Source organism: Gilliamella sp. M0364 (genome assembly GCF_016100565.1).
Taxonomy (GTDB): Bacteria; Pseudomonadota; Gammaproteobacteria; order Enterobacterales; family Orbaceae; genus Gilliamella; species Gilliamella apis.
Genome location: NZ_JACFSF010000001.1, coordinates 568,180 through 580,852, shown reverse-complemented (window position 1 = coordinate 580,852; position 12,673 = coordinate 568,180). Strand labels below are relative to the sequence as shown.

Sequence of the window (12,673 nt, the reverse complement as noted above, 5' to 3'; positions counted from 1 at the left end):
AATAACCATTAAAATGGAATATCGTCATCGAAATCCATTGGTGGTTCAGGCATAGTTGGTTGACTTGCTGCTGGTTCATTTGTTGTTGAAGGACGTGATGTACTAGGAGCAGACGAAGTATTATTAGCACTTTGTCCCCAGTTTTGTGAGCCATCATTAAAACTATCTCCTGAACGAGAGCCTAAAATTTGTAATGTTCCACCTACAGCATTGATCACTACTTCAGTAGAATAACGATCATTACCCGCTTGGTCTTGCCATTTACGAGTTTGTAATTGTCCTTCTAAATAAACTTGAGTACCTTTTTTAACATATTCGCCAGCAATTTCAGCTAATTTACCAAATACAACAACGCGATGCCATTCGGTACGATCTCGGTTTTCACCAGTTTGTTTATCTTTCCAAGTTTCTGATGTAGCAACACTAAAATTTGCGACAGCGTTACCGTTTGGCATGTACCGAACTTCTGGATCTTGACCTAAATTCCCTACTAAAATGACTTTATTAATACCTCTATTTGCCATTATACACTCCTAACAATTACATAAATATTTGATATGTATTATTGTATCATGAGACTTAATTAACATCACCGAATTTAATTTAAATTTGGAATTAAGTATCCAAAATTTTAAAATACAGAAAGATTCGCTTTATCATAGGAATTTTTTACTATAACGAGTATAATGCCTGCCATTTGTAGATATTATATCTTAAACATTTTTTCTCCTGGAGGCCTTATGATTAATGCGTTTGGATTAAAAAACAAACAATTAGTAAAAATTAATGAAGGCGATATTAAAAATGCGATCTGGATTGACTTAATTGAACCAGAAGAAGCCGATCGTGAAGTCATTTTGACCAATTTAGGTCAAAATCTAGCAACAAGTATTGAACTTGATGATATTGAGGCATCAGCCCGTTTTTTCGAAGATAATGAAGGACTACATGTTCACTCATTCTTCTTTTATGAAGATGCGGAAGACCGAGCCGGTAACTCAACAGTAGCATTTACGATACACAATGGTCGCTTATTTACATTGCGTGAGCGTGATTTACCTGCTTTCCGTCTATACCGAATGCGTTCACGTTATCAAGGCATGAATGATGGCAATCCATACGAAGTATTATTGGATTTATTTGAAGTTAAAGTTGAGCAATTAGCTGATCAGATCGAAAATATTTATAGCGAGCTTGAAGAGTTAAGCTTAATTATTATGGATCGTTCATCTCAGGAACACTATGATGAGGCAATTACATCTTTAGCTGAATTAGAAGATACTGCTTGGAAAGTACGTCTTTGTTTGATGGATAGTCAACGTGCGGTTAATTATTTAGTGCGCCGAGCAAAAATGCCTACAGATCAGTTAGAACAAGCACGAGAAGTAATACGAGATATTGAATCATTAGTACCACATAATGAATCTTTGTTCCAAAAAGTAAACTTTTTGATGCAAGCGGCTACCAGTTTTATCAATATTGAACAAAGCCGAATAATTAAAATTTTCTCAGTTGTTTCGGTCGTATTCTTACCACCAACAGTGGTTGCATCGGCTTATGGAATGAACTTTGAAAACATGCCTGAATTGAAGTGGGAGTATGGCTATCCTTTATCCTTACTATTGATGTTACTAGCAGGCATTGCCCCTTACATTTACTTTAAAGTTAAAAAGTGGTTATAGTAGGTTATTTCCTTCAAATTACAAATATTAGCCGCTAATGTTTTGTTAGCGGCAATAATTCCATTAGTGAATTCAGTTAAAGCAACCTAGTTAAATTAATCTAAATAGTCCATAATATTACTCATTATGTTATAGCATTAATTGAATTGATTAAATTAGTGTTTATCTAGAAAGATTTTATTTTTTAAAAGGGAATAACATGAGTAAATATGCACTAGTTACTGATATTGGTGGAACCAATGCCCGATTTGCAATTTATAATTTAGATAGTAATGAATTATCAGCGATAACTAAAATCCTCATTTCAAAAGATGATGTATTGCTTAATTTGATTAAGACTTATTTAACATCACAATCTGTAACTATTGAGATGGCTTGTATTGCTATAGCATGTCCAATTAATGAAGGTGATTTAATTGAAATGACGAATAATAATTTGTCATTTTCTCGTTCTGAATTGATTAGAGAATTGAATTTAACTAAGCTTGAAGTTATCAATGATTTCACTGCAGTATCGTATTCCATCCCTCGATTATCATCAGATGATGTGGTAAAAGTTGGTGGTGGGGAAGCTAATCTTAATTATCCAATAGCAATTTATGGTGCAGGAACGGGCTTAGGCGTTTCACATTTAATTAAATTAAACGAACATTGGCTTAGTTTATCTGGTGAAGGTGGACATACTGAATTACCAATGATTAATGAAGAAGAAGATCGAATTTTACAACAGTTACGTAACAAATTTGGTCGGGTATCTTCAGAAAGATTTCTATCTGGTAATGGTATTGTTAATATCTATCAAGCATTATTACAAATCAATAATCAACCGATTGAAGATATCACGCCAGATATAATCGTTAATAAAGCATTGTCGAATAGTTGTCCGATTTGCTTAGCTACTTTAAATTATTTCTGTACTTTTATGGGACGATTTGGGGGCAATTTGGCTTTAACACTTAATACCCAAGGCGGTGTGTATATTGCGGGCGGTATTGTTCCTCGATTCATCGAATTTTTTAAGTCATCACCATTTAGAGAAGCATTTGAGCACAAAGGTCGTATGTCTTTTTTAGTTAAAAAAATTCCTGTTTATGTCATAACGCATAAAGATCCAGGATTATTTGGTGCTGGAGTTTATTTACAAAATAGCCTGAAATAATTGAGAGGTAAGATGTAATTTATGATGTGGTGTTATATCTATAGAAGTAGCAAAAAAGAAAACTGTTATTTATATATGGAATGTGAAAATGATTTTTCACATATACCGGAAAAGATAATGTCAATTTTTGGTGCGCCAGTCTTTGTTATGAAAGTATTGCTTGATGGTAAAAGGCGATTTGTTGTTGGAACAGCAAATGAAATTGAAGAAAAGATCAAAGAGGATGGATTTTTTTTACAAATGTTAAATGAAGATGATTTTAAAGTATGATTGAACCTTTTTGGGAACATAAAACCTTAGATCAGATGAGTGATGATGAATGGGAACAACTTTGTGATGGTTGTGGTCAGTGCTGTCTAAATAAATTAATGGACGAAGAAACTGACGAAATCCTATATACGAATGTTGCCTGTAATTTGCTTGATTCAAATACTTGTCAATGTAAGCATTATCATACCCGTTTTGATTATGAACCTGATTGCATAAAATTAACACGGGAAAATTTACTGACTATCGAATGGTTACCAAAAACTTGTGCTTATCGTTATTTTTCCGAAACAGGAGTATTACCAGAATGGCATCCGCTGATTGTCGGTAATAAAAAATTAATGCATAAGTTAAAAATATCGGTTAAAAATAGAATTGTTTATGAAAAGGATGTTATTTTCTGGGAAGATCATATTATTTAAAAGAGAGCATAGGCTCTCTTTTAATTTTTAGAATGCCAGCCACAAATTACCGAGAAGATCGATTGCCAATAAATTCAAAAACATCAATATAAAAACAACTACCATAAATGAAAGATCAATCATGCCAATTGGTGGGATAATTCGGCGAATTGGTGCAATTAAAGGTTCGGTTAGCTGAGCAAGCAATTCATCTGCGACTGATTGGCCTCGACTAACCCAACTTAAGATAGCCCTAAAGAATAATAACCAAAATAATAAATGTCCAAAAGCATGTACCATGGCAGCTAAAGCAAATAAAAGATAATAAGGGCTCCAAATAGGTGCATCAATGCCTTCAAACCGGTAGATAAACATAACTTTAAGTAATGCAATCAGATAAAAAACGAGCCAAGTTGCTGTATCAATACGCCCGATAGATGGAATTAATCTTCGTAACGGACCAATTACCGGTTGGGTAATACGCACAATAAACTGGGTAAATGGATTATAAAAATTGACTCTTGCCTGTTGCATCCATAACCGTAGAATAACGACGTATAAGCAAAGAATTAAAATAGCTCTTCCTAAGAAGATTAACGATATCATTGATTACTCCTAAAATATAACTTACTCGGCAATATATCATACATATTGTCTGGCGCCAAAAATTGCGCTACCAATACGAACCATTGTACTTCCTGCCTCAATAGCAGCTTGCATATCACCAGACATCCCCATAGATAATGTATCTAAAAATGGATAATCAGTTTTTAAAGATTCCAAAAGCTGATTCATCTGTTTAAAAACAGCAAATTGTTTAGCAAAATCATTTTCAATCTCAGGGATAGCCATTAAACCGCGTAGTCTTAAATTCGGTAATGTAATAATCTGTTTTATCAAATCAGCTACTTCATCTATTGCAACGCCAGATTTGGTCTGTTCATTGCTGATATTTACCTGAATAAGAACATTTAATTTATCCATTTCTGTCGGGCGCTGTGAATCAAGACGTTGGGCAATTTTGAAACGATCAATGGTATGCATCCAATCAAAATTTTCAGCTACTAATTTAGTCTTGTTCGATTGTAATGGACCGATAAAATGCCAAACAATAGGGGAATCAGGCATACTTTGTTTAAAGTGTGCAATCTTCTCAACACCTTCTTGAACATAATTTTCCCCAAATGATAATTGACCAGCATTTATCGCTTGTGATATTAATTCTACAGGTTTGGTTTTACTAACTGCAATAAGTTCGATTGATTTGGGATCTCGGCCGCAATCTAGAGCAATTTTGTTAATTTTGTTTTTAATTGTTATTAAATTGTCATGTACTGTGTTCATTTGAATTCCCAATTAAAGAGTGGTTAGTTAAAAATAATGTTAAATTCAATGTTGGCCTTTAGTGTAACGCAAAAAGCCTCTGATTTGCATCTTTCTAGTGGTGAAGTACCGTGCATTCGCATTAATGGAAAATTGAAATTTATCTCAAGTGATAAATTATCACCAGTTAAGCTAAAAATTGAGTTATTACATTTACTCGATGATGATCAAAAAGTAACTTTACAACAACATCAACAGATTGATTTTGCTTATTATCTTGAGAATGTGGGAAGATTTAGGGTAAATATTTTCTATCAACAACGTGGAATTTCGGCTGTATTTAGAATTATTAACCAACAAATCCCAACTTTATGTGAAATTGAGGCACCGGAAATATTGAAAAAACTGGTAAATGTAGAATCAGGAATTATTTTAGTTACTGGTGCAACTGGTAGTGGGAAATCAACAACATTAGCGGCTTTGATTCAATATATTAATCAGATTGCCGCTAAACATATTATTACATTAGAAGATCCCATTGAGTTTATTTATCAAAATGAAAAGTCTCTAATCCAGCAAAGAGAAATCTCACATTTTGGTGAAGCAATTGATAGTTTATTAAGACAAGACCCAGATATTATTATGTTCGGTGAATTACGTAATAAAACCACGATTCAAGCCGCATTAATTGCTGCTGAAACTGGGCATTTAGTTTTTGCTACTCTACATACTAATTCAGCAATTGAAACTATTAATCGTATAATTGATGTATTTGAATACGGATCACGTGAGTTAATACGAACTCAATTATCTAGTAGTTTACAAGCAATTATCTGTCAAAAACTAATCCTATATAATGATACTCGCAAAGCGATATTCGAAGTGCTTATTAATACACCTGCAGTGAGTAATTTAATTAGTGAAGGTAAAATAAAACAAATATTGTCGTTAATACAGACAGGACAACAGTATGGCATGCAATTAATGTCTAATGAAACTATTTAGTTACAATAACAACGATATACTTGATGCTGTTCTACATAAATTTTTAAGTTTTATTTAAAAATTTATTTTATAATCATTATAGTTTTTCACTCATAGAAGGTAGAAATAAATGGAACAGCGCATAGGTTTTATCGGTATAGGTAACATGGGGAATGCTATTTTACAAGGTATTTTGGTAAGTAATATTGTACCTGGCTCGCAAATTTATGTTTATGACCCTCACCTTGAAAAAGGCCAAGCTTTAAATCAGTCTTACTCAATTAATAATTTGGCTTCGGCAAGGGATGTGGCACGAGAATCTGATATTGTTTTTGTTGCCGTTAAACCTAACATTATTGCTGATGTATTAAGTGATATTCAAAAAGAATTAAAAAAGAATACTATTGTTATTTCCATTGCCGCTGGTGTAACAATTAAAACTATTGCTAAATGCGTAGGTTATGAGCAAAAAATAGTGAGGGTGATGCCAAATACTCCAGCATTAGTCAATGCCGCTATGTGTTCAATAACACCTAATACAGAAGTTACTGATGAAGAATTAGCTATTATGCAGAAATTATTAAATTGTATCGGTGAAACAGAAGTCGTACCTGAATATTTAATTGATGCCGTAGTAGGAGCAAGTGGTTCCTCTCCCGCTTTTGTGTTTATGTTTATTGAAGCGCTTGCTGATGGAGCAGTTAAAGGTGGTTTATCTAGAAAACAAGCGTATAAATTTGCCGCACAGGCAGTATTGGGCTCGGCAAAATTACTACTTGAAACAGGTAAGCATCCTGGCGAGTTAAAAGATATGGTTTGTTCACCCGCTGGTACGACAATTGAAGGTGTACAAATGTTAGAGGCAAATGGATTTAGGGCTGCCATAATTGAGGCTGTAGATGCAGCTATTAAAAAATCTAAAGAATTAGCAGAAAAATAAAAAAATTAACATGATTAATAACAATTGGTTACTAATGATGTTAGGAAAATTTACAAATTAAAAAAAACTTTGCTTGTATTGTTCATCTTTTTATGAGTTAATAGTCGCCAGCATATTACATGCAGATTTATTTTGTAACATTTAGATTTATGCAGTTTGTAGTTTACTTTAATCACATTTGTATTAGTTTTCTTCAGTCTTGTCTTCTCTTTGTTAATAAGTAGTCTAGGTTTTATGTTTTCAAGTATTGCCTTTTATGGTAGAGATTAATTTATTTATAGGAAGATTATTATGTCTAAAAAAACTGGTCAAGTTAAATGGTTCAATGAAAGTAAAGGTTTTGGTTTTATTTCTCCTTCAGACGGAAGTAAAGATGTGTTTGTTCACTTCTCTGCGATTTCTGGTGATGGTTTTAAAACTCTAGGCGAAGGTCAACAAGTAGAATTTTCTATCCAAGATAGTGCTCGTGGTCCAGCTGCTGCTGATGTTACAATCATCTAACTGATTGTTTAATCTTGCCAGTAATTTTTTACTGGTAAGATTCTCTTCTATTATAGAACTTACCTTATTCCATTCTTCATTCTTATATTATCCCGATAACATCAATAAAATTTTAATTTCATAAAATTAGTAATTTAGAAATAAAGATTCAAAAAAATAAGTCCTATTTTTAACTTCATTTGGTTTATCTTCGGTCTGTATGGCTGAATTAATTGAAAATTGTAAAACTTATTTTGATAAAGTGGATAGTATCTGATGATGAACTTAATTAACGACAAACGGCTTTGATTAAGCAAAATTTAGAATTATCCAAATAACTGATTTCGGCGATTCCAGCTGAAAAACAGGGGGAAGGTTATAAACAAACAAAAGAAACATTACAACCATTTGAAGCTATGTTATCTAGTAAAAAATAAAAAATTTAAAATCATTTATTACGATAACGAAATTCCCACGGCGCTATAGGATGTTTATCTTTCCATAGTCCTTTTTTATTTTGTTTAGCTTTTGACTCAAGTTTCAACATATTGTTATTTTTTACGACGCCTTTATAGCGATAAGCCCATGCAAAACCATTTGCTACCATTTTTGCATTAATATTGATTTTTGCTAGGTATATGGTTCCTAGTGTACGCTGATAGATATCTTTATTGCTTTCTTGAACAAAAACATTTTTTCCGGCAATTAATGAAGCTAAGTATTTTCTTGACGCATTACCATATGCTTGTCGGCTTTCTGGTGCATCAATATCAAGCAAACGAACGCGAATTTTTTGTTTTTTTTGCGTGAGTATATCTACGGTATCACCATCAATAACTTTAACCACTTTACCAGTAAAATCAGCTTGAACTTGACTAATTACAATTAAGGATAATACAAGTGAGAGTAAAAATTTTCGAAAAAAGTACATTATAGGCCAGCTTTAGAATAGCAAATAAAAAAATACTCCCTGCCAATATTCAGTTAATCACTGACACTAAACAAGGAGTTATATTTTCAGGAATTAAAATTCAGAAGTATCTTTAAATAAACCTACTTTAAGATCAGTTGCTTCGTAAATTAATTTACCATCAACATAAACTTCACCATCACCGATACCCATAATTAATTTACGGTTAATAACGCGTTTAAAATTAATTTTATAAGTAACTTTTTTATTATGAGGTAATATTTGGCCTTTTAATTTTAATTCACCAACACCAAGTGCCCGACCTTTACCTTTACCACCAATCCAGCCTAAATAAAATCCGACTAATTGCCATAATGCATCAAGCCCAAGACAACCAGGCATTACTGGATCATTTTTGAAATGACATTTAAAAAACCATAAATCAGGATTAATATCTAATTCAGCTTCAACATAGCCTTTACCAAAACTACCACCGTCTTCGTTCATTTCGATAACACGATCCATCATTAGCATTAAATCAGAAGGTAATGGAGGTCCATCATGACCAAATAATTCACTATTGCCTGATTTAATCAAATCTGCTTTATCATACGAAGATTTACGTTCAAATGTCATAAAAAAACCTTTTATTTTGTTGTCATTACATGATTGCATATAAAATAATTATTAAATATAAAACAAATAATTATTATAATCTGTAAAATTTTATATTAATATTTGATTGATTCCATCAATGGAATTTGGGTTTCAGTTTATTGTGTATTGTTACTTTTTGCAATTTTTTTCCAGCGACTGAGCCAACCATCGTGTTTTCTATCTTGAACTAACATTGATTGCATGCGCGCATGAATCAATTTATAAAGACTAATTTGGTTTTCATCCTTAAAAGGAATACCGGTTAATAAATAGAGTGCCTCAGCGACATGTTCGACAGCCCAAATTGAAAATTTATCATTGTTAATAGCCTCAATAACCTCATCACTTAAACTCAAATGACGTTGATTACTAGCAGGAATAATTACACCCTGTTGACCAGTTAAACCTTGATGCTGACAAACAGCAAAAAAACCTTCGATTTTTTCATTTACGCCACCAATTGATTGAACATGACCAAATTGGTCAACCGACCCTGTGACCGCTAATTGCTGATCGATAGGTTGATTGGACAGTGCACTAATAAGGGCGCAAAGACCGGCAAGAGAGGCGCTATCGCCATCAATCTCACTATATGATTGTTCAAACACCAAAGATGTAGAAAATGGCAGTTGATGATTAATGGCAAACTCCGACATAACAAATGCTTGCATAATCATCATTCCTTTCGAATGAATATTACCTGCAAGATCGGTTTTACGTTCGATATCAATCAATTCACCGTCACCAAAATGAACTAAACAGCTTAAACGTGTTGGTTCGCCGATGGCTTTAGGATAGCCCGGGTACTCAATAACCGATAAGCCATTAATCTGGCCAACTACTTGCGATTTAGTATCAATCATGATTTGATTGGTAAAGAATTCATCATGGAATCGTTCGGTTAAATAATTTTCTCGCCATGTTTGCTGTTCTAAAGCTTTGCTGACTGCTAATGTATCAATATTCTCATTTTGCACAAAATAAGATGAATTTAGTAATAATGATTGAATCCACTCAATGCTGAGCGGTAGATAATATTGATCACCGGTATATCTTGTTGCATGCTTGTAAATTTTAGCAAAAGCTGTTTTTTCAATTTTTGGTAATGCTAGTTGGCGACTAATAAATTGTAAGTAATTCATCCAATCATTGATTTGCCGAGGTTCAGTTACTTTTAATTCACTTTCAAATTCAGCATAAATAGAAGATGAATAAAATTCAGGTTCAAATTCCTGTAATTCAGCTAAAGATAATCTATCACCAACTAAGATGATGCGTAGATCTAACGGCATGGCTGGAATCGATAATGGTAATGGGTGCGAATCATCTGCTGAAAACCATTCAAAGGTTTGCGACATAACCATTTGTTTTAATTTAGACCAAACATGTGGTTGAGCAAGCAGAGAACGTAAGCCTAAAATTAAAACGCCACCATTAGCTTGGTGAACTAATCCCGCTTGTAATTTAACTGGACTGTTTTCTGGTTGGCGAACACAACCAAAAAGTTTTTCAATATCAACTACTGTTGCCGTTAAACAATCATCTTGAACTGCAAAATTATCTTGTTTACTTTTCGCTTGCGTTAGTGTGATTTTATTTTCACTAAAATAATAACTATAACCTAGAGTTGTAGTAGTTAAACTTGGTTTTACGGATTGTTTAAGGAGATCGAAAAAAAGTTCGTTTTCAGAGGCTTTTAGTAACATAAAACGCGAACGATAATGTGCATTATTATTTTTACATAATAGTGACACGGCAGCAGCAACGCGAGGTTGCCATGATAGTACATTTGTTAATCCTTCACTGAATAAATCGGTTTTAATATCGTTATTATTTAAAATGTAATTTATATCAGGTTGGACTTCTTGAGAGTTGAGTTGTTTGATTGCCAAAGTATTGTCTTTTCTATTAGCTATATTATTAAATTAAATTATAACAAGTATCGATTATAACGCCAACAAATAACCAATCCCTTTGTGCTAACAAATAAAAAAATTACAGAAAGATTTTTAAAAATCAGTTAAACTGTGGGGTAAATTTAGTTTAGTTTTTCTTGATTACTACCACTAACAACAATTAAATATGCTCAAACTCAAAAATAATCATATCAAAGACGACCAAACCTCGCAGATAGTCAGTTGGGGGCATTGGTTTACCCTATTTAATATTTTTGTTGTTATTGTCCTTGGTAGTCAATATTTGTTAATTGCTGACTGGCCTCGAACTTTTATGGGTCGTTTTTATGCAATCATTAGTGCTATAGGACATTTTAGTTTTCTCACCTTTATAGCCTATTTAATTTTACTGTTTCCATTAAGCTTTTTTATTCACTCTTCCCGTTGGCAACGAATCATTGCTACAGTCGTCGCTACAATAGGAATTAGTTTACTTCTGATTGATATTGAAGTGTTTTCTCATTTTAGAATGCACCTTAATCTATCTATATGGCAATTATTTACTTCGGACAAAACCTCTTTTTTAAATAGTGCTTTTATTCTTATTCCTTTTATTCTTTTAATTGAGATATTATTTGCCATTTGGAGTTGGAAAAAGTTACGTAGCTTAAGTAAACGGAAACGTTATGCTAGACCAGTTGTTATCGGTTTTATTCTTTGTTTTGTTTCATCACATTTAATTCATATTTGGGCTGATGCTAATTTCTATCGCCCAATAACTATGCAACGTTCAAGTTTACCACTCTCTTATCCATTAACTGCCCGTCATCTTTTGGAGCGTTATGGATTTATTGCAGAAAATGATTACCGAAATAGAACTATTCAGGAAGGTAATCCATTTGCAATTGCTATTGAGTATCCATTGGATCGAATTAGTTTTGATGAAAAGCAAAATAAGCAGAATGTTTTAATAATCAATATTGATGGTTGGAATAATCAATTATTAGCGAACAATATGCCTTGGCTTAAGGAATTTGCTAATCAGAATATTAATTTTATTAATCATTATGCTGCCAGTAGTCAGGCTTATTTAAATAATTTCTCACTATTTTATGGTTTAGATCCTAATTACTATAATAGTATCCTTGCTGGTCATAAGACATCGGTTTTATTCGATACAGTAACCAAACAGCATTATAACCTCGGTTTATTCTCTGCTGACGGCTTTTCTGAGCCTCTTTACCGTTATGCGTTATTGTCTAACTTCTCAATCCCTGATGGTAAAAAACAAAACAATAAGCTTACTACTGATTATTGGATGGCTTGGCATGACGAACAAAACAAACTTGAGAATCATGCGCCTTTATTTTCAGTCATACAATATTCTCTTGTTACTAAAAATAAAAAAATACCAGTAATGGAATTAGAATCAGAAGCTAAAAAACTCGATCAATATTTAGAATCTTTGATTGCTTATTTAAAATTATCCAATGCATATGAGGACACAATAATAATTATTACTGGTTCAAATGATCTAAAAATAGATGAAGCCAAAAAATTAGTATCGCATAATACTGAAAATAGCTTTAATCGTGAGGCATTGAAAGTGCCATTGATTATTTCATGGCCAGGTAGGGAAATAAAACAAATTAGTACTATTACCTCACAAACAGATATCTTAAGAACATTAATGCAAGATGCATTTAATGTTACCACCCCAGCGCAGCAGTACAGTCAGGGTCGAAATTTATTTAATCAGTCTAATCGGGAATGGATTTTAGCTGGTAGTGAAAATCAAATTGCTGCGCTTTATGATCATAATACTGTGGTTATTGATGCATTTGGGCGGTCTAAAATTTATGATTTAAACGGTAAACAATTGAAAGGCGAAAAAATTAGCTTACCAATCTTCTTACAAATTGTTACCGAAAATCGTCGCTTTATTGTTGTTGATAATTAATTGCTAAATTTGTAA

The 12,673-nt window shown here is 32.8% G+C and carries 14 protein-coding genes; 8 read left to right on the top strand and 6 right to left on the bottom strand.

Annotated elements, in window-relative coordinates:
* Positions 1-8 precede the first annotated feature (8 nt).
* Entirely contained in the window at positions 9-524 is a 516-nt protein-coding gene (locus tag H3U96_RS02635; RefSeq protein WP_065579262.1) for a single-stranded DNA-binding protein, read from the bottom strand.
* 216 nt (positions 525-740) lie between these two features.
* Here H3U96_RS02635 and corA point away from each other — a divergent pair, with 216 nt between their 5' ends.
* The 4 genes from corA (at position 741) to H3U96_RS02615 (ending at position 3,530) form a co-directional block, all read left to right on the top strand.
* On the top strand, positions 741-1,682 hold the full coding sequence (gene corA / locus H3U96_RS02630) for a magnesium/cobalt transporter CorA (protein WP_065613307.1): 942 nt from the start codon (positions 741-743) through the stop codon (positions 1,680-1,682).
* A 199-nt stretch (positions 1,683-1,881) separates the two neighbouring features.
* Positions 1,882-2,841: a glucokinase gene (locus tag H3U96_RS02625; RefSeq protein WP_198195479.1), complete on the top strand. Its 960-nt coding sequence runs from the start codon at positions 1,882-1,884 to the stop codon at positions 2,839-2,841.
* A gap of 21 nt (positions 2,842-2,862) precedes the next feature.
* Positions 2,863-3,111, top strand: coding sequence for a YcgL domain-containing protein (locus tag H3U96_RS02620; protein WP_081298923.1), 249 nt, complete (start codon positions 2,863-2,865; stop codon positions 3,109-3,111).
* The gene (locus H3U96_RS02615) at positions 3,108-3,530 is read left to right on the top strand and encodes a YcgN family cysteine cluster protein (RefSeq protein ID WP_086354248.1); all 423 of its coding nucleotides are present in this window, start codon (positions 3,108-3,110) and stop codon (positions 3,528-3,530) included. The genes H3U96_RS02620 and H3U96_RS02615 overlap by 4 nt, the downstream gene beginning before the upstream one ends.
* Before the next feature lie 27 nt (positions 3,531-3,557).
* Here the strand turns inward: H3U96_RS02615 and H3U96_RS02610 are convergent, their stop codons facing one another.
* Complete coding sequence (locus tag H3U96_RS02610) at positions 3,558-4,115, bottom strand: YggT family protein (RefSeq protein ID WP_065613304.1); 558 nt, start codon at positions 4,113-4,115, stop codon at positions 3,558-3,560.
* A 36-nt stretch (positions 4,116-4,151) separates the two neighbouring features.
* A complete protein-coding gene (locus H3U96_RS02605) occupies positions 4,152-4,853 on the bottom strand; it encodes a YggS family pyridoxal phosphate-dependent enzyme (RefSeq protein WP_065613303.1) in 702 nt (233 codons plus the stop codon).
* Between the two features lie 36 nt (positions 4,854-4,889).
* On the opposite strand from H3U96_RS02605, the gene H3U96_RS02600 reads away from it, so the two are divergent.
* The 3 genes from H3U96_RS02600 (at position 4,890) to H3U96_RS02590 (ending at position 7,257) form a co-directional block, all read left to right on the top strand.
* Complete coding sequence (locus H3U96_RS02600; protein ID WP_198191729.1) at positions 4,890-5,837, top strand: type IV pilus twitching motility protein PilT; 948 nt, start codon at positions 4,890-4,892, stop codon at positions 5,835-5,837.
* Between the two features lie 109 nt (positions 5,838-5,946).
* Positions 5,947-6,756 carry a pyrroline-5-carboxylate reductase gene (proC, locus tag H3U96_RS02595; protein ID WP_086357161.1) on the top strand — a complete coding sequence of 270 codons (810 nt, stop codon included), beginning with the start codon at positions 5,947-5,949 and terminating at the stop codon, positions 6,754-6,756.
* Positions 6,757-7,047: 291 nt separating this feature from the next.
* Positions 7,048-7,257: a cold shock domain-containing protein gene (locus H3U96_RS02590; RefSeq protein ID WP_065579252.1), complete on the top strand. Its 210-nt coding sequence runs from the start codon at positions 7,048-7,050 to the stop codon at positions 7,255-7,257.
* A gap of 427 nt (positions 7,258-7,684) precedes the next feature.
* Here H3U96_RS02590 and H3U96_RS02585 read toward each other — a convergent pair whose 3' ends face one another.
* The 3 genes from H3U96_RS02585 to H3U96_RS02575 all read right to left on the bottom strand — a co-directional run bounded on the left by H3U96_RS02585 (position 7,685) and on the right by H3U96_RS02575 (position 10,695).
* On the bottom strand, positions 7,685-8,167 hold the full coding sequence (locus tag H3U96_RS02585; RefSeq protein WP_086361106.1) for a thermonuclease family protein: 483 nt from the start codon (positions 8,165-8,167) through the stop codon (positions 7,685-7,687).
* Positions 8,168-8,260: 93 nt separating this feature from the next.
* The gene (gene fabA / locus H3U96_RS02580) at positions 8,261-8,782 is read right to left on the bottom strand and encodes a bifunctional 3-hydroxydecanoyl-ACP dehydratase/trans-2-decenoyl-ACP isomerase (RefSeq protein ID WP_065579250.1); all 522 of its coding nucleotides are present in this window, start codon (positions 8,780-8,782) and stop codon (positions 8,261-8,263) included.
* Positions 8,783-8,919: 137 nt separating this feature from the next.
* The gene (locus tag H3U96_RS02575) at positions 8,920-10,695 is read right to left on the bottom strand and encodes a Lon protease family protein (RefSeq protein WP_198195477.1); all 1,776 of its coding nucleotides are present in this window, start codon (positions 10,693-10,695) and stop codon (positions 8,920-8,922) included.
* A 190-nt stretch (positions 10,696-10,885) separates the two neighbouring features.
* Here H3U96_RS02575 and H3U96_RS02570 point away from each other — a divergent pair, with 190 nt between their 5' ends.
* A complete protein-coding gene (locus H3U96_RS02570; protein ID WP_198195475.1) occupies positions 10,886-12,658 on the top strand; it encodes a DUF3413 domain-containing protein in 1,773 nt (590 codons plus the stop codon).
* Positions 12,659-12,673: the final 15 nt, after the last annotated feature.

What these genes read in the sequence shown, in the direction of transcription:
- H3U96_RS02605 (WP_065613303.1), bottom strand. Translation starts at nt 4,853, where the DNA reads ATGAACACAGTACATGACAATTTAATAACAATTAAAAACAAAATTAAC.
- H3U96_RS02600 (WP_198191729.1), top strand. Translation starts at nt 4,890, where the DNA reads ATGTTAAATTCAATGTTGGCCTTTAGTGTAACGCAAAAAGCCTCTGAT.
- H3U96_RS02590 (WP_065579252.1), top strand. Translation starts at nt 7,048, where the DNA reads ATGTCTAAAAAAACTGGTCAAGTTAAATGGTTCAATGAAAGTAAAGGT.
- H3U96_RS02610 (WP_065613304.1), bottom strand. Translation starts at nt 4,115, where the DNA reads ATGATATCGTTAATCTTCTTAGGAAGAGCTATTTTAATTCTTTGCTTA.
- H3U96_RS02570 (WP_198195475.1), top strand. Translation starts at nt 10,886, where the DNA reads ATGCTCAAACTCAAAAATAATCATATCAAAGACGACCAAACCTCGCAG.
- H3U96_RS02625 (WP_198195479.1), top strand. Translation starts at nt 1,882, where the DNA reads ATGAGTAAATATGCACTAGTTACTGATATTGGTGGAACCAATGCCCGA.
- proC (WP_086357161.1), top strand. Translation starts at nt 5,947, where the DNA reads ATGGAACAGCGCATAGGTTTTATCGGTATAGGTAACATGGGGAATGCT.
- H3U96_RS02635 (WP_065579262.1), bottom strand. Translation starts at nt 524, where the DNA reads ATGGCAAATAGAGGTATTAATAAAGTCATTTTAGTAGGGAATTTAGGT.
- corA (WP_065613307.1), top strand. Translation starts at nt 741, where the DNA reads ATGATTAATGCGTTTGGATTAAAAAACAAACAATTAGTAAAAATTAAT.
- H3U96_RS02620 (WP_081298923.1), top strand. Translation starts at nt 2,863, where the DNA reads ATGATGTGGTGTTATATCTATAGAAGTAGCAAAAAAGAAAACTGTTAT.
- fabA (WP_065579250.1), bottom strand. Translation starts at nt 8,782, where the DNA reads ATGACATTTGAACGTAAATCTTCGTATGATAAAGCAGATTTGATTAAA.
- H3U96_RS02615 (WP_086354248.1), top strand. Translation starts at nt 3,108, where the DNA reads ATGATTGAACCTTTTTGGGAACATAAAACCTTAGATCAGATGAGTGAT.
- H3U96_RS02585 (WP_086361106.1), bottom strand. Translation starts at nt 8,167, where the DNA reads ATGTACTTTTTTCGAAAATTTTTACTCTCACTTGTATTATCCTTAATT.